Here is a 17,871-nt window from a genome sequence, read left to right on the forward strand (position 1 = left end):
CCCCCGGAGAACCAAGGACCATGCGCTCCCCCCGCCGCCGTCGCGTCGTCGCCGGACTGCTGCTCGCCCCCGCTCTGACCGGCTGCTTCGCCTCCGGAGGCGACTCCTCCGGAGGCGGCTCCGCCGACGGCTCCCGGTTGCGGGTCGCCCTGGCGTTCCCGCCCGCCGAGAACTTCTCCCCGTACGGCGCCGACGCGACCCTCCTCAGCCGGCTCGGTGTCACCGAAGGGCTGACCTCGCTGGACGCCAACGGGGCGGCGGCCCCCGCGCTCGCCCAGTCCTGGACGCGTGAGAACGACCGGAACTGGCTGTTCACCCTGCGCGAGGCCACCTTCCAGGACGGCACCGACGTCACTCCCGCCGCGGTCGCCGACGCCCTCACCCACGCCACCGAGGCCCGGCCCGTCACCCCGGCGCTCTCCGGCGTCACGCTCACCGCGAAGAAGAGCGGCGACCGGCAGGTCCGCGTCACCACGGAGAACCCCGACCCCGCCCTGCCGCTGCGCCTGTCCAGCCCCGGCCTCGCGATCCTCTCCGCCAAGGCCTACGCCGGGAAGCGCGTGAACCCCGTCGGCGCGGCCACCGGCCCGTTCGAGCTGGCCGAGGTCACCGGCACCACCGCCGCCACCCTGGACCGCTACGACGACTACTGGGGCGGCCGGGCCCAGGCGCCCGGCATCGACGCCCGGTTCATCGCCGACGGCACCGCCCGCACCAACGCCCTGCGCACACGCCAGGTCGACGTGGCCGAGGCCGTCCCGGTGTCGCAGGCGTCGACCCCCACCCGGGGCACCCGCCACGAGACGGCCACCACCCGCACCACCAGCCTGCTGCTCAACACCAGGAACGGCGCCTTCGAGAACCCGGAGCTGCGCGCCGCCGCCCGTGAGGCCGTCGACGGCTCCGTCCTCGCCAAGGACGTGTACGAGGGACACGCCGACCCCGGCGTCGGCGTCTTCGGCCCGGCCGTGACCTGGGCCGCCGGCAAGCGCCCCGAACCCGCCGGACGGGCGGAGGCGGCCGACCCCGCGGGCACCTCGATCACCGTCGCCACCTACGACAACCGGCCCGAACTGCCCGAGGTCGCCCAGGTGCTCCAACAGCAGCTCAAGAAGGCCGGGTTCGAGGTGAAACTGGAGGTGCGCGAGTACTCGCGGCTGGAGAGCGACGCCCTCGCCGGGAAGTTCGACGCGTTCGTCGGCGCCCGCAACTCCCTGCTCGACACCGGCGACCCCGTCTCCATCCTGGCGAGCGACTTCACCTGCGACGGCGGCTACAACCTCGCTCTGCTGTGCGACAAGAAGGTCGACCGTGCCGTCGCGGACGCCCAGAAGGAGTCCGACACCGCCGAGCGGCAGCGGGCGGCGCTGAAGGCCGAGGCCGCGGTCCTCGCCACCGACGCCACGGTGCCGCTCGTCCACCAGCGGATCATCACCGGCGTCGGCACCTCCGTACGCGGTGTGCTCCTCGACCCGTACGAGCGCACCCTCATCGGAACGGGGACCCGACGCTGATACGGACCCTGTGGCGCGTCCTGCTCGCCGCCGCCCTGCTGTGCGGTGTCGGACTGCTGCCGTGGCTGTCGCGCACCGACCCGGCGCTCACCGTCCTCAAGGCGCGCTCCGCGGAACGCGACCCGACGCCGGACGCCCTGACCGCCGTACGCGATCAACTGGGCCTCGACGCGGGCCCGGCGAAGCTGCTGGGGGAGTGGTTCGGCGGGCTGGCGCGCGGTGACGCGGGACGGTCGTGGATCTCCGGCGGCGAGGTCACCCCCGCCGTCGTCCAGGCGCTCGGCGTCTCCCTGCTGCTGATGGCCGCCGCGCTCGTGGTCGCGCTGATCACGGCCGGTGCGGTGTGCGCCCGCACCCTGCTGCGGGGCGCGGGCCGACGCCTCGACGACCGCGGCGGCGCAGGCGGCGGGGCGGCGATGCTGGCCGCGCTGCCCGAGTTCCTCACCGGATCGGTGCTCGCGGTCGTGGTCGGGGTCCACCTCGGCTGGCTCCCCGCGCTCGGCTGGTACGGGCCGCGGTGGACGGTGCTGCCCGCCCTCGCCCTCGGTCTGCCCGCCGGGGCGCTGCTCGGCCGGATGCTCGACGACCTGCTGCCGGGCGCCTTCGCCGAACCCTGGGCGCTCGCCGCCGCGGCGCGCGGCGCGTCCGGGCGGAGCGTGGCCCGCCGCGCCGTACGCCGCTGTGTGCCCGGACTCCTGCCGAACGTGGGCCTGTTCGTGGTCGGCCTCACCGGCGGCGCCGTCGCCGTGGAGCAGATCTTCGACATACCCGGCCTCGGCCGCACCACCCTCCAGGCCGCCGTCGCCCAGGACCTCCCCGTCCTCCAGGCCGGCACCCTCGCCCTCGTCCTGCTGGCGGCCCTCGCCGGAGCCTGCGCCCGGCTCGCCGCCCGCCTCCTCATCGGCCCCGCCCTGCGCGACGGCGCCCTGACCTCCCCGCACCGGCCGAAGTCTCCCGAGCCACGCGTCGCCCCCCTCGTGCTCGGCGCCGTCCTCCTCGGCACCATCGCCCTCGGACTGACCCGCGACCCGCTCGCCCTCGACACCGGCGCCCGGCTCCGACCCCCTTCCTGGGCGCACCCGTTGGGCACCGACGCGCTCGGCCGGGACCTCCTCGCCCGGATCGGACACGGAGCGTTCACCACCCTCTCCCTGGCGGTCGCGATCAGCGCCGCCGCACTGGTGACCGGTGTCCTGCTCGGGCTGCTGCCCCGTCTGTCCGGGCCGCTCGTGGACACCGTCAACGCGATACCGGCGGTCCTCGCCGGCCTGCTCGTCGCCGGTGTCGCCGGGAAGGGGGCGGCCACCCCGGCGCTCGCCGTGGCCGCCGTCGCCTGGGTGCCGCTCGCCGCCCACACCACCGCCCTGCTCGAACAGGAACGGGCCACCACCCACATCACCGCCACCAAGGGCCTCGGCGCGACCGGCGGACAACTCCTCCGCGGTGAGATCCTCCCCGCGCTCCTGCCGCCCGTCACCCGCCACGCCCTGCTACGGCTGCCCGGCGTGGCCCTCGCCCTGACCTCCCTCGGCTTCCTCGGCCTCGGCGCCCAGCCGCCCGACCCCGAGTGGGGCCTCCTCCTCGCCGAGAACCAGCCGTACGCCGAACGCGCCCCCTGGGCCGTCCTCGCGCCCGCCGCCGCCCTCGCACTGCTGGGCGCGCTCGCCGTCACGGCCGCGGGCGGAGTGCGGCTGCCCCGCCCGCGCCCCAAGGCCGCACGGCGGCCGGAGCCCGCCGTCGCCACCCCCGCAGGAGAGACCGCATGACCGAGTCCCATCGACAGCCGAGCGGAACCGCCCCGGACCGGGTGGCCGACGCGGGCGAGGCGCCCGTACCGGAGTCCGCCGACCCCTCGCGACGAAAGCCCGCCGAGCCCTGGCGACTCCGGCCCGGCAAGCCCTCGCGAGGCGGGCCCGAGAAGCCCTCGCGGCTCCGCACCTGGGAGCGGCTCAACCCCCTGCTGCGGCTGCTGATCCTCACCCAACTGGCCTTCAACGTCGGCTTCTTCGCCGTACTGCCCTTCCTCGCCGAGCACCTCGGCACGGCGATCGGGATGGCCGGCTGGATGGTCGGGTTCGTGCTCGGGCTGCGGACGTTCAGCCAGCAGGGCCTGTTCGTGGTGGGCGGGGCGCTCGCCGACCGGTACGGCGTGCGCCCCGTCGTCCTCGTGGGCTGTGTGCTCCGGATCGCGGGGTTCGTATGGCTCGGCTATGCCGAAGCGGCCTGGTCGGTCATCGGAGCCGTGCTGCTGATCGGCTTCGCGGCGGCGCTGTTCTCGCCCGCCGTCGAGTCCGAGGTCGCCCGGCAGGCCGTGGTCTGGGAGGAGTCGGGCGGCGGGTCCCGTACGCGGGTGCTCGCGCTGTTCACGGTCGCGGGGCAGGCCGGGGCGTTCGTCGGCCCGCTCATCGGCGCTCTGCTGCTCGCCGTCGACTACCGCGTGGTGTGCCTCGGGGGAGCCGGTGTCTTCGTCCTCGTCCTCGCCGGCCACGCCCGGCTGCTGCCGCAGCACATACCCGGCCGGGAGCAGGTCGAGGTGCGGGGCGGCCTCGGCGGGCTGCTGCGCAACCGCCGGTTCCTGGCACTGTGCGGCGCCTACGGGGCCTATCTGCTGGCCTACAACCAGCTGTACCTCCTGCTGCCCGACGAGGTGGAGCGGGCCACCGGGTCGCAGGCCGCGCTCGCCTGGCTGTTCGGGCTGTCCTCGCTGCTGGTGGTGACCGCGCAGCTGCCGGTGACCCGCTGGGCGGGGGACCGGCTGGATCTGCGGCGGTCGATGGCGGCGGGGCTGCTGCTGATCGCGGCCGGGTTCGGGGTGGTGGCCCTGGCCCGGCCCGCCGGATGGACGGGCACCGCGGGGCTGCTGCCCGCCGCCGGGTTCGTGGTCCTGCTGACGCTCGGGCAGATGCTCGTGGCCCCGGCCGCCCGGGCCTGGGTGCCGGACCTCGCCGTCGAGGGCCGCCTCGGGCTCTACACGGGGGCCATGTCCTCCGTCTCCGGGCTGATCGTCCTGCTCGGCAGCGCGGGCACCGGGTCCCTCATGGACACCGGGCTGCCCCCGGCCGTCCCCTGGGCGGTGCTGGCGGCCGTCCCGGTCGCCTCGATCCTGCTGCTGCCGCGCCGCTCGCGCGCGGCCGGGCAGCACTGACGGTCCCTCTGCGGTGGCCCCGGGTCGCCTTCCACGGGCGGGCCGCCCATCCCACGGGCAATCCCACCGAGGGCGTCGACGCGCTCGCCGCCCTCGTGGAACTCTTCAACGTCCTGGCCGCGCTCGGCCGCCGACTGCCGCCGGCCTCCCACATCCAGGGCATCGTCACCCACGGAGGCGAGGCCACGAACATCGTGCCCGCCCTCGCGGAGGGCCGCTTCGGGCTGTGCGCCGCCACCACCGGCGCCCTCGACGACCTCGCCGGGCAACTCGCGACCAGCGCCGAGGGCGTGGCCCTGGCCACCGGCACGACCGTCACCGTCGAGCGGGTCACCATCCGGTACGAGCACTTCCGGGACAGCGGGCCGCTCTCCGACCGCTTCGCCGTCCACCTCGACCGCGCCGGCATCCGCCTGGGCCCGCCCGCGGACGGCGTGTACCTCGGCTCCTCCGACATCGGCAACGTCAGCGCCCGCGTCCCCGCCATCCACCCGTTCGTCGCGATCCTGGACGAGGACGGGTCCGACCACACACCCGAGTTCGCCGAGGCCGGCGTCTCCGAACGGGCCCGCCGGGTGCTTCGGGCGGCCACGGAGGCGCTGGCATGCACGGCCGTCGACGTGCTGCGCGACCCCGCCCCGCGGGAACAGGCGTGGCGCCCGTACGGGTGAGGCGCCACGCGGCGGACCGTCCGTCCGGCATCGCAACCGCAGCCGCCACCACGACAGCAGCCCCACCCGCGACCTCCACCGGAGCGGGCGTCAGGCCATCTGGCGTCGTACCAGCTCGTGCAGGCGTCCGCCGGTGTCCGCCAGCAGGGTCGCCGGTGGGCCCACCTCGACGACCTTGCCGTCCTCCATCACGACCACCCGGTCCGCGTCCATCACCGTGGACAGCCGGTGCGCGATCACGATCCGTGTGGCGTTGAGGGCGCGGGTGCTCTCCATGACCGTGCGCTGGGTCTCGTTGTCGAGGGCGCTCGTCGCCTCGTCGAAGAAGAGGATGCGGGGGCGCCGGATGAGCGCCTGGGCGATCATCAGCCGCTGGCGCTGGCCGCCGGAGACCGCCCCGTTGCCCTGGACGATGGTGTGCAGGCCCATCGGCATGCGCCGGATGTCCTCCGCGAGCCCCGCCATCTCCGCCGCCGCCATCGCCTCCTCCGGCGTGTACGGCTCCGTGCCGCAGATGACGTCCAGGATCGAACCCGTGAACGGCTGGGCGTGCTGCAGCACCACGCCGCACTGCCGGCGCACCGCGGACTGGTCGAGGGCGGTCAGGTCCTGCCCGTCGTACAGGACACCGCCCGACACCGGCCGGTCGAAGCCGATGAGCAGACGCAGCAGGGTCGACTTGCCGCAGCCGCTCGGGCCGACGACCGCGACGAACTCGCCGGGCTCGATCGCGAAGGACACGTCGTCCAGCACCAGCGGCCCGTCGTCCGCGTACCGGAAGGACAGCCGACGGGCCTCGATCGCGCCGGAGAGCACGCCGGGGCGCGTGCTGGCCTTCCGTACCTCCGGGGTCGCCTCCAGCACGGGCTTGATCTCCTCGAACAGCGGCAGCACGGCCACCGCCGACACGAACGCGCCGGTCAGCTGGGTGACCGAGGTGAGCAGCATGGTCACCGACGTGTTGAAGGTGAGGAACTCCGCCGCCGACATCGAGCCGCGCGCCGGACCCGCCAGCAGCATGAACATCAGCAGCGTGCACAGCGGCAGGTACACCGCCCCCAGCACCGTGTTGAGGTTCTTGATGCCACCCACCTTCTGCTGGAGCTCCCGACTGCGGGCGAACTCGCCCGCCCAGGCGGCGTACGCGTAGTTCTCCGCGGCCGCCACCCGCAGCTTCGGCAGACCCCGCAGCGTCTGGAACGCCTGGTTGTTCAGCTTGTTGCCCAGGACCACCAGCCGCCGCTGCCAGCGCACCTGCCACAGACCGAGGCCGAGGAACACCGCGGTCACCACCACCAGCATGCCGATCGCTGCCAGCGCCATCGGCACGCTGTACCAGAGCAGCAGCGCCAGGTTCACGGCACCGACCGTCACCGACTGCGCGACCACCGGGCCCACCCCGGCGAGCGTGCGGCGGATCGCGCTGATGCCCATGGCGGCGCTCGCCAGCTCACCCGTCGAACGCGACGCGAAGAACTTCGTCGGCAGCCTCAGCAGCCGGTCCCACACCGCCGGTTGGAGCGTCGCCTCGATCCGGCCCTCCAGCCTGAGGATCGTCAGGTTCTGCAACAGCAGGAACGCCGCCGACACCACACTCGCGAGCATCACCGCGAGACACGCCTGCGCGATCAGGTTCTCCTGCGCCTTCGGCACGTACTCGCCGAGGATCCGGCCCGTCGCGATCGGCACCAGCGAGCCCAGCACCACCGTCACCAGACCGCTCAGCAGCAGGCCCGTCATGTCGCCGCCGGTGCCGTGGAGGCTGAACCGCATCAACCGCAGCGGCGTCAGCACCCGTTCGGGCAGCGGACGGTAGAACATCACCGCCCGCGGCTCGAACTCCGCCGCGTTCGCCTTCTCGACCGGCGTCTCCCGGCCCGAGGACGGCTGCACGGCCACATAGCCGCCGCGCCGCCACAACAGGGCCACCGGCGCACCGGACAGCGCCCGGTGACCGACCAGCGGACCCACGTCGTCCCGCCACCAGTGCCCGTCCAGCCGTACGGCACGGACCCGGACCCGGGAGGCCAGCGCGATCCGCTCGACCGGATCGAGCCGGTCGCTCTCCGTGCCGCTCTGCGCGGGCTCCGCGAGGACGATCCCGGCCGCGCGGGCGACGAGACGGCAGGCCGCGTACGTGGCGTCGGCGTCCGCGGCCGTCGTCCGTCGGGCCGCCGAGGACCGGCCGATGGAGGCGAGCAGCGTGCGGTCGGCCTGGGCGCGGATCGCCTCACCGGCCTTGATTCCGGCGGCCGTACGGTCCTCGTGGGTGCGCTCCAGCTGCTCGATCCAGCGGTCCAGGGTGGCCAGCAGCCGGTACTGCTGGTCGACCATGCTCTGCCAGACCCCCGGGTCCATCAGCAGATCGGCCGCCGCCTCCGCCCCGTACAGCGAGCCGTACTGGACGCTGCCCGGCGGGACCTGCATCCAGAAGACGTCGTCGTCGGTGGGGGCCGCGGCCTGCTCGGTGGCCATCGGCGCCTGGAAGAGGATGGACAGACCGCGGCCGACGCCCAGGGCGAGCGCGTACTCCAGCGGGCTGCTCCGCGGGGGCACCAGTTGGGGGTTGCCCCACTCGTCGTACGACCAGGTCTCGGTGTTCACCGGCTGGTACAGCTCCCGCAGCCCGATACGGCGCACCACACAGTCCCTCAGCGGGCGTGCCACCAGGGTGTGCTGGGGACCTGCGACCGGGCCGAGCAACAGGGCGCCCGACTCCAGCCGGCCGAGATGGTGCCAGTGGCCCTGCTCCACGGCGTCGACCGCGAACAGGTCCAGGGCGCCGGAGGCCACCAGCCACAGCACCTGCGGGCCTTCGAGGTCGAGACGGGTGAGGCCCGCGCAGTCCAACGGCGTGCCCATGGCGCCCAGCGCACCGAGAACGAGGTCCCCCTCGTGGACGGCAGTCATCTCACCGCTCCCTGACCAGCCGGGCGTACGCGCCGCCCCGCGCCACCAGTTCCTCGTGCCGGCCGCGCTCCACGATCGTGCCGTGCTCCAGGACGACGATCTCGTCGCTGTCGCGGACCGTGCTGAGCCGGTGGGCGATCACCACGCAGGCGCAGCCGCGCTTGCGCAGGTTGTCCATGACGACCAGCTCGGTCTCCGCGTCGAGCGCGCTGGTCACCTCGTCGAGGACGAGGATGCTGGGCCGGCGGACCAACGCCCGGGCGATCTCCAGACGTTGCCGCTGACCGCCGGAGAAGTTCCGTCCGTCCTGCTCGACCCGGCTGTGGATGCCGCCGGGGCGGCGGGCCACCACGTCGTACAGGGCCGCGTCCCGCAGCGCCTCCACCACGGCCTCGTCCGGGATCGACGGATCCCACAGGGCCACGTTGTCGCGGACGGAGCCCTCGAACAGGAACACCTCCTGGTCGACGAAGGAGACGGACGCGGCGAGCGCGCCGCGCGGGATGTCCTCCAGACGCCGGCCGTCGATCCGGATCACGCCCTCCCACGGCGCGTACAGGCCCGAGATCAGCCGGGACACCGTCGACTTGCCGCTGCCCGAGCCGCCGACCAACGCCACCTGCCGGCCTGGTCCGACCGTCAGGTCGAAGCCGGAGAGCAGCGGCTTGTCGAGGGGGCTGTAGCCGAAGGTGATGTTCTCCAGCTCGACGTGGCCGTGCAGCCGACGGGTCGACTCGGCGGTGTCGGGGCGGGCGTACAGCGGGTCGGCCTGGAAGTTCTCCACGTCCTTCAGCCGGGCCACGTCGGCCGCGAAGTCCTGGATCCGGCCCGCGACACCGTTGAGGCGGGTGATCGGCGCGGTGAAACGCGTGACCAGCGCCTGGAAGGCCACCAGCAGACCCACCGAGATATGGCCCTCGACCGCGCGCATCCCGCCGATCCACAGGATCAGCGCGCTGTTGAGGGTGGCGAGGGTCGGGGCGACCACCCCCAGCCAGGCGCTCGGCACGCCCAGCCGCTGCTGCTCCTCCAGTGTGGTCGCGTGCTGTCCGGCCCACTTGCGGAAGTAGCCGTCCTCGCCGCCGGTCGCCTTCATCGTCTCGATCAGCTGCAGACCGGTGTACGCGGTGTTCGTGAGCCGGGCGTTGTCGGCGCGCAGCTTCGCGGTGCGGGTCGCGCGCAGCCGGATCACCACCCGCATCGCCACCACGTTCAGCAGGGCGACCGCGATGCCGACGAACGTGAGCTGCGGGTCGTAGGTGTAGAGGAGCACGGCGTAGAGGACCACCACGATCGCGTCCACGCCGGCCGCCGCGAGGTCGCGGGCCAGGGTCTCGGCTACCGCGTCGTTGGACTGGAGCCGCTGGACGAGGTCGGCGGGGCTGCGCTGCGCAAAGAACGTGACGGGCAGGCGCAGGAGATGGCGCAGGAAGCGGGCGCTGCTGAGCGTCGACGAGATCAGCCGGCCGCGCAGCAGGTTCGCCTGCTGCAACCAGGTCAGCAACACCGTCAGCAGCACGCACGCGCCCATGGACGTGAACAGCACACCCAGCAGCGAGGTCTGGCCGCCGATCAGGAACATGTCGATGTAGGTGCGGCTGAGCGCGGGCACCGCCGCGCCGACCGCCACCAGCAGCAGACTCGCGAGGACGGCGGCCGGCAGGGTGCCGGACGTGCCGCGCATCCGGGCGGGCATCGCGCCCAGCACTCCCGGTCTGCGGCCGCCGCGTTCGAAGTCGTCGCCCGGTTCCATGACGAGGACGACTCCCGTGAAGCTGGAGTCGAAGTCCTCCATCGCCACGAAACGGCGGCCCTTGCCGGGATCGTTGATGTGGACGCCGCGTCGGCCGAAGCGGCGCCCCATCCCGTCGTAGACGACGTAGTGGTTGAACTCCCAGAACAGGATGGCCGGGGCCCGTACCTCGGCGAGGGCGGCCACGTCCATCTGCATGCCCTTGGCGGTCAGACCGTAACCACGGGCCGCCTTCAACAGATTGCTGGCGCGGGAGCCGTCGCGGGAGACACCGCACGCGATGCGCAGCTCCTCCAGCGGGATGTGCCGCCCGTAGTGCCCGAGGACCATGGCGAGGGAGGCGGCGCCGCACTCCACGGCCTCCATCTGGAGCACGGTCGGGGTGCGGACGCCCTTGCGGACGCCCTTGGGCACCGGGCGTTTCCTCGGCGCCGCCTTGCGCCGGCCGTGCGTCGACGGCGGCGCGGTGTCCGGGGATGAGGTCACGGGAGCAGCCAATCGATCGGACGCTCGTCGGCCATGCGGACGGAAGCCGTGGCCATGGTCATGGAGGTCAGCTCGAACGGCGGCCCGTCCTGCGACGACCACCGGTAGCCCGACGCGGTCGACGCCTCCCGGTCCAGCCGCACGGTGACGGCCACCGGCCGCCCCTTCTTGGTGAACTGCTCACCGAGCTGGCGGTCCCCGAGGAACGCGGCGATCGACTGCGGGGTCTGCGCGGTGCGGTCCACGGATTTCACATGGCCGCGCAGCACACCGTAGCGCTGGGTGGGCGCCGACTGGACGGTCAGGTCCACGCGCGCGTTCCGCGGGATGGAGGCGGCGTTCTCGGCGGGCACGTACACCGTGGCGTACAGCGGGTCGTCGGGTTCCGCGACCTTCTCGACGGCCGCGACATCGGCGCCGGTGCGGATGATCTGGCCCATGGTGGCGGCGAGCGCGGAGATCCGGCCGGCGGCGACGGACCGCACGACGGTCTCGCCGTCGACGGTGGCGACCTTCAGGACCGGGGCCCTGGCGGGGAGCCGCTCGCCCTGCTTCACGAGGACGGCGGTGACCTGGCCCGAGACCGGGCTCTGCAGGACGTAACTGCCCTGGTTGTGCGTGAGGACGGCGGGCGCGCCGACCGTGGAGGCGACGGAACCCGTGACGGCCCACACGGACGCGGCGGCCATGGCCACCACCGTCACGGACAGCACGAGCCAGCCCTGCGGGCGGGCGAAACGCACGGGGAGGTCGAGTTCCTCCGGCGACTGGAGCTTGGCGAGGGCCTGTTGGCGGAACTGCACGGGACTTCCCTCACCTGCGAGGAACGGAGGACGGGGCGATGGCACCGGAGAGTCCCGGAACCGTCAGGCGGTTCCGGGACTCAGCGGTACCAGGGGTCGATCAGAGACCGGCGACCAGGTTCGTGACCGGCGCGGTGTTCAGGCCGGTGACACCCTCGACGGTGCCGACGGCCGTGTTGACCAGGCCGGAAACCGGGGCGACGCCGTCCACCAGGCCGGTGACGGTGCCGACGGCGTTGATCTGCAGACCACCGGCAACGGCGTCCAGCGCGGCGTCCGACAGCTCGGCGGTCTCAACCTGGGGGGTGGAGTTCATGATGGAACTTCCCTTCGTATGGATATTCATAAGGGGGGAGCGGCCCCCTTCTGGGGACAGAACGACGGCCGCACACGGGGGCGCTCGACTCTCGTCTCCGAGAGCTCGGCGGCCCCTCGCGGTGCGATGGATCAAAGCAGATCGCCGTGGCGCACATCCAATCAAGAAGTGCTCTCACCAGCGCACTTGGTGACCAAGGCCAGTCATCCGTGCAGGGCCACGCACGCGTTGGGGCCAAGTTCTTCACACCGCGCCCGGCATCGCCATCACCGCTTGATTGCCACTCGGAAAACGAACTGGACACTCCCGCCTCAAAGGCGCGGCGCCCGGCGGACCGCTGTGCAGATCCGCCGAGCGCCGTGACCCCGCTGGGCATTCGGTGTGGAGATTCCCTGAAGCCGTCGTTTCCATCGGTGACCGGAACGGACCGCTGTCGAGCCATCGCTGAACGTGCCTGCCACGATGCCGATTTGTGGCGGTTGATCCAGGGAAGGGTGTCTTGTCACCCCAACAGGGCGTACACCGTGCTCGCCCGGGCCGCCAGCTCACCCGAGTTCGCCGTCGTCATCGCGATCTCGGCGAAGGCCATCCGGCGGCCCAGCTTGGTGAGCACCGCCTCGACGAGCACGTCCTCACCCGCCACCGCCCGCTGGAAGCTGGTCGACTGCTGGACCGTCGTCATCGGTACGAAGGAGCCGCGCGCCGCCGACACCGCGATCACCGTCGCCGTGTCGGCAGCCGCCATCAGTGCCTGACCCGACAGGGCGCCGCCCTCACGGGCCAGCCGGTCGGACCACGGCAGGCGCAGCATCGCGCGCCCCTCGTCCAGGTCGACGGCCGTCAGGCCCAGGTCGAGCACCCAGGGGGCGAAGTTGGCGGCGAGGATCTTGTCGGCTTCGGCGGGTGTGAGCGTCATGCGGGCATCGTTCCCGCTCACGCGGGCGGGAAGTCGTGAAATGCCCACCCGAACCGCACTTTGCGAAACGCAACGCCGAAATCTTTTTGCGAGGCGTTGAACACCCCACCGGAACCATCCGTACCAACTGGCAACCAGGCGCCCCCAGTTCACCCGCCGGACGGCGGCACGGACCCCGTCCCCAGGAGGTCAAGAGTTGAGTCACAAACGAGCCACCAAGCGTAAGGCGTTCATTGCCGCAGGCGGTGTGGCGGCGCTCGGGGCCGCGGCCCTCATCCTGCCGAACGCGATGGCGTCCCAGACGGAGTCGAACCAGGCCGCCCCGAAGACGCTCGCCGCGAGTGACGCCTCCGTTCTGGTCGCCCAGCTCCAGAAGACACTCGGTGAGGCGTTCGCAGGCGCGTACTACGACTCGGGCGACAAGCAGCTCGTCGTCAACGTCGACGGCCAGCGGATCGAGGGCGACAACAACGTGCTCGCCCAGGCCGAGCAGGCCGGTGCGGAGATCCGTGAGGTCGACAACAGCTGGTCCGAGCTCAAGGCCGGCGCCGCCACGCTGAAGAAGCAGGCGACCGTCCCGGGCACCGCCTGGGCGATCGACCCCCGCACCAACAAGATCCAGGTCACCGCCGACTCCACGGTCACCGGCGAGAACTGGGACACCGTCGAGTCCACGGTGAAGTCCCTCGGCGCCGGCATGGCGACCGTCAAGAAGTCCGCCGGCACCTTCAAGCCCTTCCTGGAGGGCGGCGACGCCATCTTCGGCGGCGGCGCGCGCTGCTCGGCCGGCTTCAACGTCACCAACGCCGACGGCACGCCGGGCTTCCTGACGGCCGGTCACTGCGGTGTCGTCGAGGCCGAGTGGTCGGAGGAGGAGGGCGGCGCGCCGATCGGCACCGTCGACGCGCAGACCGCCACCTTCCCCGGCGCCGGTGACTTCGCCCTGGTCAAGTACAACGACCCCGCCACCCAGGCGGCCAGCACCGTCGACCTCGGCAACGGCCAGACGGTGAACATCAACGCCGCGGGCGAGGCCACCGTCGGCCTCCAGGTCTTCCGCATGGGCAGCACCACCGGTCTCGCCGACGGCCAGGTCACCGGCCTCGACGCGACGGTGAACTACCCCGAGGGCACCGTCACCGGCCTCATCCAGACCAACGTCTGCGCCGAGCCCGGCGACAGCGGCGGCTCGCTCTTCACCCAGGACGGCCAGGCCATCGGTCTGACCTCCGGTGGCAGCGGTGACTGCACCGTGGGCGGTGAGACCTTCTTCCAGCCCGTCACCACCGCCCTCGCGGCGGTCGGCGCCACCATAGGCGAAGGCGGCGCGGGCGCGGGCGAGGAGGCCGCCGGTGGTGCCGGTGACGCCGCGGGCGCCGGCGAGGAAGCGGCCGGCGGCGCGGGTGACGCCGCGGGCGCGGGTGAGCAGGCCGCCGGTGGCGCGGGCGCCGGTCAGGAAGAGGGCGCCGCCGCGGCGGGCGCGGGCGAGCAGGCGGTCGGCGGTGCCGGTGACGCGGGCGACGCCGGTGCGGGCGACAAGGGCGACGCGGGCGCCGTGGCCGGTGCCGGTGACGCCGGTGCGGGCCAGGAGCAGCAGCAGGGCGCCGACGACCAGGGCGTCGACCAGCAGGACAACGCCGGTCGGTGACCGCACACCGGTGAAGGCGTGGACGACGGTTCCGTGATCAGCGGCCACTGACTACGGACCGTCGGCCCCACGATCCACCCGCAGGCCACACCACACCACACCGGCCCGCGCGTGGAACGGTCCGGCCCTCCGAGGGGAGGGCCGGACCGTTGCCGTGTCCGCGGCCGGTGACGGTCAGACCGGCTGCCACAGCTCGATGCGATTGCCCTCGGGATCGGTGACCCAGCCGAACCGGCCGACACCGTCCATCTCCTGCGTCTCCTCGGCCACATCGGCGCCCGCGGCCCGCAGCTGGGCGAGCATCGCGTCCAGGTCGCGCACCCGGAAGTTGAGCATGGTCCGCTGGTCACCGGGCCCGAAGTAGTCGGTCCCGGACTCGAACGCCGCGAACACCGTCGGCCCGGCCTCCTGACGCCACAGCCCCGTCGCGTCGATGTCCAGGCCCAGGCAGTCGCGGTACCAGGCGCTCAGGGCCGCCGGGTCGGCGGCCCTGACGAAGTACCCGCCGATTCCCCGCACATGTTCCATGCCGCCATCCTTCCCGTGTCCCGTGTCCCGTGTCCCGTGTCCCGTGTCCCGTGTCCCGTGTCCCGTGTCCCGGGTCCCGCAGCCCGGCCCGGGGACCGCGCCCGCGATCGCCGTGTCATCCGGTGGCGACGGCCCGCAGCAGCAACAACGCCACGTCGTCCGACCGTTCCTCCGCCGTCCCCGTCTCCCGGACGAGCCCGTCGGCGAGGGCTTCCAGCGGCCGGTCCCCGGTCGTGGCGAGCCGCTCCCCGAGATCGGCCAGCGCGTCCTCGATGTCGACGCCCGGCGACTCGATGAGCCCGTCGGTGTAGAGGGCGAGCACGGAACCCTCCGCGAGCGCGACCTCGGTCGTCGGATACGTGGCGGACGCGTCGATGCCGAGGAGCGGCCCACCCGCGAGGTCCAGCACCTTCACCCGCCCGTCCGGTCTGCGCAGCAGCGGCGGCGGATGACCGGCACGCGCCATGACGGCCGTGCCGTGCGCCGGGTCGAGACGCAGGTACAGACAACTGGCGAACAGGTCGCTGCCGAGGTCGATCAGCAGCCGGTTGGTGCTGCTCATCACGTCCTCCGGTGCCTGCCCCACGGTCGTGTACGCGCGGACCGCCGTACGGATCTGCCCCATCAGCCCCGCCGCCGTCACGTTGTGCCCCTGCACGTCGCCGATCACCGCCGACGCCCGGCCGTGCGAGAGCACCAGGTCGAAGAAGTCGCCGCCGATGTCCATGCCCCGGGTCGCCGGCAGATAGCGGGACGCCGCTTCGATACCGGGGATCGACGGCAGCGAGTGCGGCAGCAGCGCGGCCTGCAGACCGTGCGCGAGCTGATGCTTGGCGTCGTACAGCAGCGCCCGCTGCAACGCCTGGGCGATCAGCCCGCTGAGGCTGGTCAGCACCGCGCGCTCCTCCGCCGGGAAGGGATGCGGATCGGCGTACCCGAGCACACAGGTGCCCACGGGCTGCCCCTGGGCGATCAGCGGCAGATACGCCCAGGCGCCCATCCCGTCCGGGGTCGTCTGGCGCACCGGATACAGATGCTCCAGCTGCTGTCGACTCTCGAAGAACGCCGGCACCCCGGCGGTCAGGGCGCGGGCGCCGGGGGTCTGCGCGCTGAGCGGCATGCCGTCGAACCGTTCTACGAGGTGCGGGTCCGCGTACCCGTGGTGGCCCAGCACATGGAGCCGTCCCGCCCGTGAGCCGAGCATCACCAGCGCCTGGGAGCCGACGGCCGGGACGATCTCGTTCGCGACCAGCTCCACCACGTCCTGCACCCCCACCGCCTCGGTGAGGGCGCTCGCCATGGCCAGCACGTGGTCGATGGTCACCAGCCGGCCCGGCCCGTCGTCGTCAGCCTCCTGCCGTGCGGCGCTCTTCGGCGAGGCGACCGAGCGGGCCCGGGAGATCCGGACGCTCAGCCCGTTCGTCCCCGGGTACAGCCGGAACGACAGCCACTCGCCCGGCGGCTTCAACGCCATGAACGACGTGATGTGCTGACTCATCAGCGCGGCCCGGTAGCGGTCCTCGTGCGCGGGGTCGTTCAGCCACGGCACGGACGCCCACAGCTGCATGCCCAGCAGCGCGCTCACCGGGATGCCGAGCAGTTCGGCGGTGGCCGCGTTGGCGAAGGTGATCCGCCCGTGCAGATCGAGCGCGCACATCCCGTACGGCAGCCGCGCCACCATCCGGGCCGCCTCCACCGTGCCGAGCGTCCCGGCCACCGTGGTCGTCGACGGCGCCGAGAGGTCCGGCTCCGGCAGCACCGGCCTGCCCTCCTCCTCCGCGCGCCGCAGCCTTATCGCGAGCCGGTCGCAGGCCGAGGTGAGCTTGTCCCGCTCGCGTTCGCTGAGTTCCGGAGGGTGCGAGCCCGGCCAGGTCAGGAAGACGGCGCCGTAGGTGGTGTCACGGGTCGCCACCGGCAGCGCGGCCATCGCGAACGGATAGGGCAGGACGACGGCGATCCGGGGGTAGCGGCGGGCCATCTGCTCCTCGCCGTTGACCCAGACCAGCCGCCGGTCCCGGACGGCCTCGGAGACCGGTGCCGGGGCGCTCAGGCTCACCCGCTCCCACGGCGCGGCGAAGGACCTCGGCAGCCCCGCCATCACCGCCATCTCCAGGACGGGCGCGTCATGGGCCAGCAGGTACACCGCACCGGAGTGCGCCTGGACGTCGTCCATCATCGCGGCCAGCGCCAGGGACAACAGGGGGTGGCCCATGCGTGCCGTCTCGACCGTCGTCCGCGCACCGGACGCCGGGACGTCGGACATGCCGACCACCTCCTCGCACGGTCGCGCCACGCCCCCGCGTCAAGGCTCCCTCTTGACGGCCCGACACGCACGGCGAGCACCCCGCGGAGGCCGAGCCCCCGTACCCCGACTCGCCGCGGACATTCCCCCCGGATGGATGCGCGACCTTGCGCACGGGCGCCGTGCGTGCGCCCCCGCGCATCCCGATGGCTGGTTCTTCGCGAACCGTGCGCGGTCGGAGACGCCAACAATGGGCACGCGCTGAGACGAGGAAGCGGCGGCGGCCGGGGGAGGCGGAGGGCGATAGTGATCCGGGTACTTCTCGTGCACGACGAATGTCTGGTCCGGTCGGTACTGGCGGAGTGGCTCCGCCGGGAGACCGACCTGCTGGTGTACGACGCGCCCTGGCGCACCGCGCCGGGGCGCGCGCGGTCCCTGCGGCCGGACGTCTGCGCGGCGGACCTGGACTGCGCCGACGCGGTGGGCATCCCACCCCTCGGCGATCTGCGCGGTGGCACGGGCGGCGCCGCCGCGGGGCTCGTGGTGCTCGCCCAGGCCAGCCGCCCCGGTCTGCTGAAGCGCGCGGCGGAGGCCGGGGCCCTCGGCTACGTGGACAAGGAGGGCGCCCCGGAGCGGCTGGTGGCCGCGATCCGCCAGGTCGCCGGAGGGAAACGTTTCGTCGATGACTCGCTCGGCTTCGGCTTCCTCAAGGCCGCGGAGATGCCGCTGACCAGACGCGAGCTGAGCGTGTTATCCCTGGCTGCCGAGGGCGCCTCCGTCGCGGAGATCGCCGGCAGCCTTCATCTGTCCCACGGGACCGTGCGCAACTACATGGCCGCCATCACCCGCAAGACGGGCGCGCGCAACAGGATCGACGCCATACGGATCTCCCAGGGCGAGGGCTGGCTCTGACGACGAGGGCGGGGCTGTGGGGGGCGA

The 17,871-nt window shown here is 73.1% G+C and carries 12 protein-coding genes and 1 pseudogene; 6 read left to right on the top strand and 7 right to left on the bottom strand.

Annotation, left to right across the window (positions count from 1 at the left end; all coding sequences use genetic code 11):
- Window positions 1–20: 20 nt before the first annotated feature.
- The 4 genes and pseudogenes from AOK23_RS27750 to AOK23_RS27765 form a co-directional block, all read left to right on the top strand.
- Window positions 21–1,514: an ABC transporter substrate-binding protein gene (locus tag AOK23_RS27750; protein WP_055715356.1), complete on the top strand. Its 1,494-nt coding sequence runs from the start codon at window positions 21–23 to the stop codon at window positions 1,512–1,514.
- Between the two features lie 299 nt (window positions 1,515–1,813).
- On the top strand, window positions 1,814–3,280 hold the full coding sequence (locus AOK23_RS27755; RefSeq protein ID WP_055715357.1) for an ABC transporter permease subunit: 1,467 nt from the start codon (window positions 1,814–1,816) through the stop codon (window positions 3,278–3,280).
- Window positions 3,277–4,659, top strand: a complete 1,383-nt coding sequence (locus tag AOK23_RS27760; protein WP_079049736.1) for an MDR family MFS transporter — start codon at window positions 3,277–3,279, stop codon at window positions 4,657–4,659. Before AOK23_RS27755 ends, AOK23_RS27760 begins: the two co-directional genes overlap by 4 nt.
- Window positions 4,647–5,330: pseudogene (locus tag AOK23_RS27765) on the top strand (peptidase dimerization domain-containing protein); the annotation flags it as partial. The gene AOK23_RS27760 and the pseudogene AOK23_RS27765, both read left to right, overlap by 13 nt.
- A gap of 90 nt (window positions 5,331–5,420) precedes the next feature.
- Here AOK23_RS27765 and AOK23_RS27770 read toward each other — a convergent pair.
- The 5 genes from AOK23_RS27770 to AOK23_RS27790 all read right to left on the bottom strand — a co-directional run bounded on the left by AOK23_RS27770 (window position 5,421) and on the right by AOK23_RS27790 (window position 12,514).
- On the bottom strand, window positions 5,421–8,240 hold the full coding sequence (locus tag AOK23_RS27770; RefSeq protein WP_055715358.1) for an NHLP bacteriocin export ABC transporter permease/ATPase subunit: 2,820 nt from the start codon (window positions 8,238–8,240) through the stop codon (window positions 5,421–5,423).
- A 1-nt stretch (window position 8,241) separates the two neighbouring features.
- Window positions 8,242–10,407 carry an NHLP family bacteriocin export ABC transporter peptidase/permease/ATPase subunit gene (locus AOK23_RS27775; RefSeq protein WP_055715359.1) on the bottom strand — a complete coding sequence of 722 codons (2,166 nt, stop codon included), beginning with the start codon at window positions 10,405–10,407 and terminating at the stop codon, window positions 8,242–8,244.
- 68 nt (window positions 10,408–10,475) lie between these two features.
- The gene (locus tag AOK23_RS27780) at window positions 10,476–11,282 is read right to left on the bottom strand and encodes an HlyD family efflux transporter periplasmic adaptor subunit (protein ID WP_055715360.1); all 807 of its coding nucleotides are present in this window, start codon (window positions 11,280–11,282) and stop codon (window positions 10,476–10,478) included.
- Between the two features lie 100 nt (window positions 11,283–11,382).
- Window positions 11,383–11,598 (bottom strand): hypothetical protein, encoded by a 216-nt coding sequence (locus AOK23_RS27785; protein WP_055522042.1) that lies wholly within the window; start codon window positions 11,596–11,598, stop codon window positions 11,383–11,385.
- Between the two features lie 502 nt (window positions 11,599–12,100).
- A complete protein-coding gene (locus AOK23_RS27790; RefSeq protein ID WP_055715361.1) occupies window positions 12,101–12,514 on the bottom strand; it encodes a PaaI family thioesterase in 414 nt (137 codons plus the stop codon).
- Between the two features lie 196 nt (window positions 12,515–12,710).
- On the opposite strand from AOK23_RS27790, the gene AOK23_RS27795 reads away from it, so the two are divergent.
- On the top strand, window positions 12,711–14,162 hold the full coding sequence (locus tag AOK23_RS27795; RefSeq protein WP_240496588.1) for a S1 family peptidase: 1,452 nt from the start codon (window positions 12,711–12,713) through the stop codon (window positions 14,160–14,162).
- 174 nt (window positions 14,163–14,336) lie between these two features.
- Here the strand turns inward: AOK23_RS27795 and AOK23_RS27800 are convergent, their stop codons facing one another.
- Together AOK23_RS27800 and AOK23_RS27805 are read right to left on the bottom strand one after the other, a co-directional pair.
- Window positions 14,337–14,690, bottom strand: coding sequence for a VOC family protein (locus AOK23_RS27800; RefSeq protein WP_055715363.1), 354 nt, complete (start codon window positions 14,688–14,690; stop codon window positions 14,337–14,339).
- Window positions 14,691–14,805: 115 nt separating this feature from the next.
- The gene (locus tag AOK23_RS27805) at window positions 14,806–16,953 is read right to left on the bottom strand and encodes a SpoIIE family protein phosphatase (protein WP_055715364.1); all 2,148 of its coding nucleotides are present in this window, start codon (window positions 16,951–16,953) and stop codon (window positions 14,806–14,808) included.
- A gap of 285 nt (window positions 16,954–17,238) precedes the next feature.
- Here AOK23_RS27805 and AOK23_RS27810 point away from each other — a divergent pair, with 285 nt between their 5' ends.
- Entirely contained in the window at window positions 17,239–17,844 is a 606-nt protein-coding gene (locus AOK23_RS27810) for a response regulator transcription factor (RefSeq protein ID WP_055715365.1), read from the top strand.
- Window positions 17,845–17,871 lie beyond the last annotated feature (27 nt).

The organism is Streptomyces torulosus, from assembly GCF_001419765.1.
Taxonomy (GTDB): domain Bacteria; phylum Actinomycetota; class Actinomycetes; order Streptomycetales; family Streptomycetaceae; genus Streptomyces; species Streptomyces torulosus.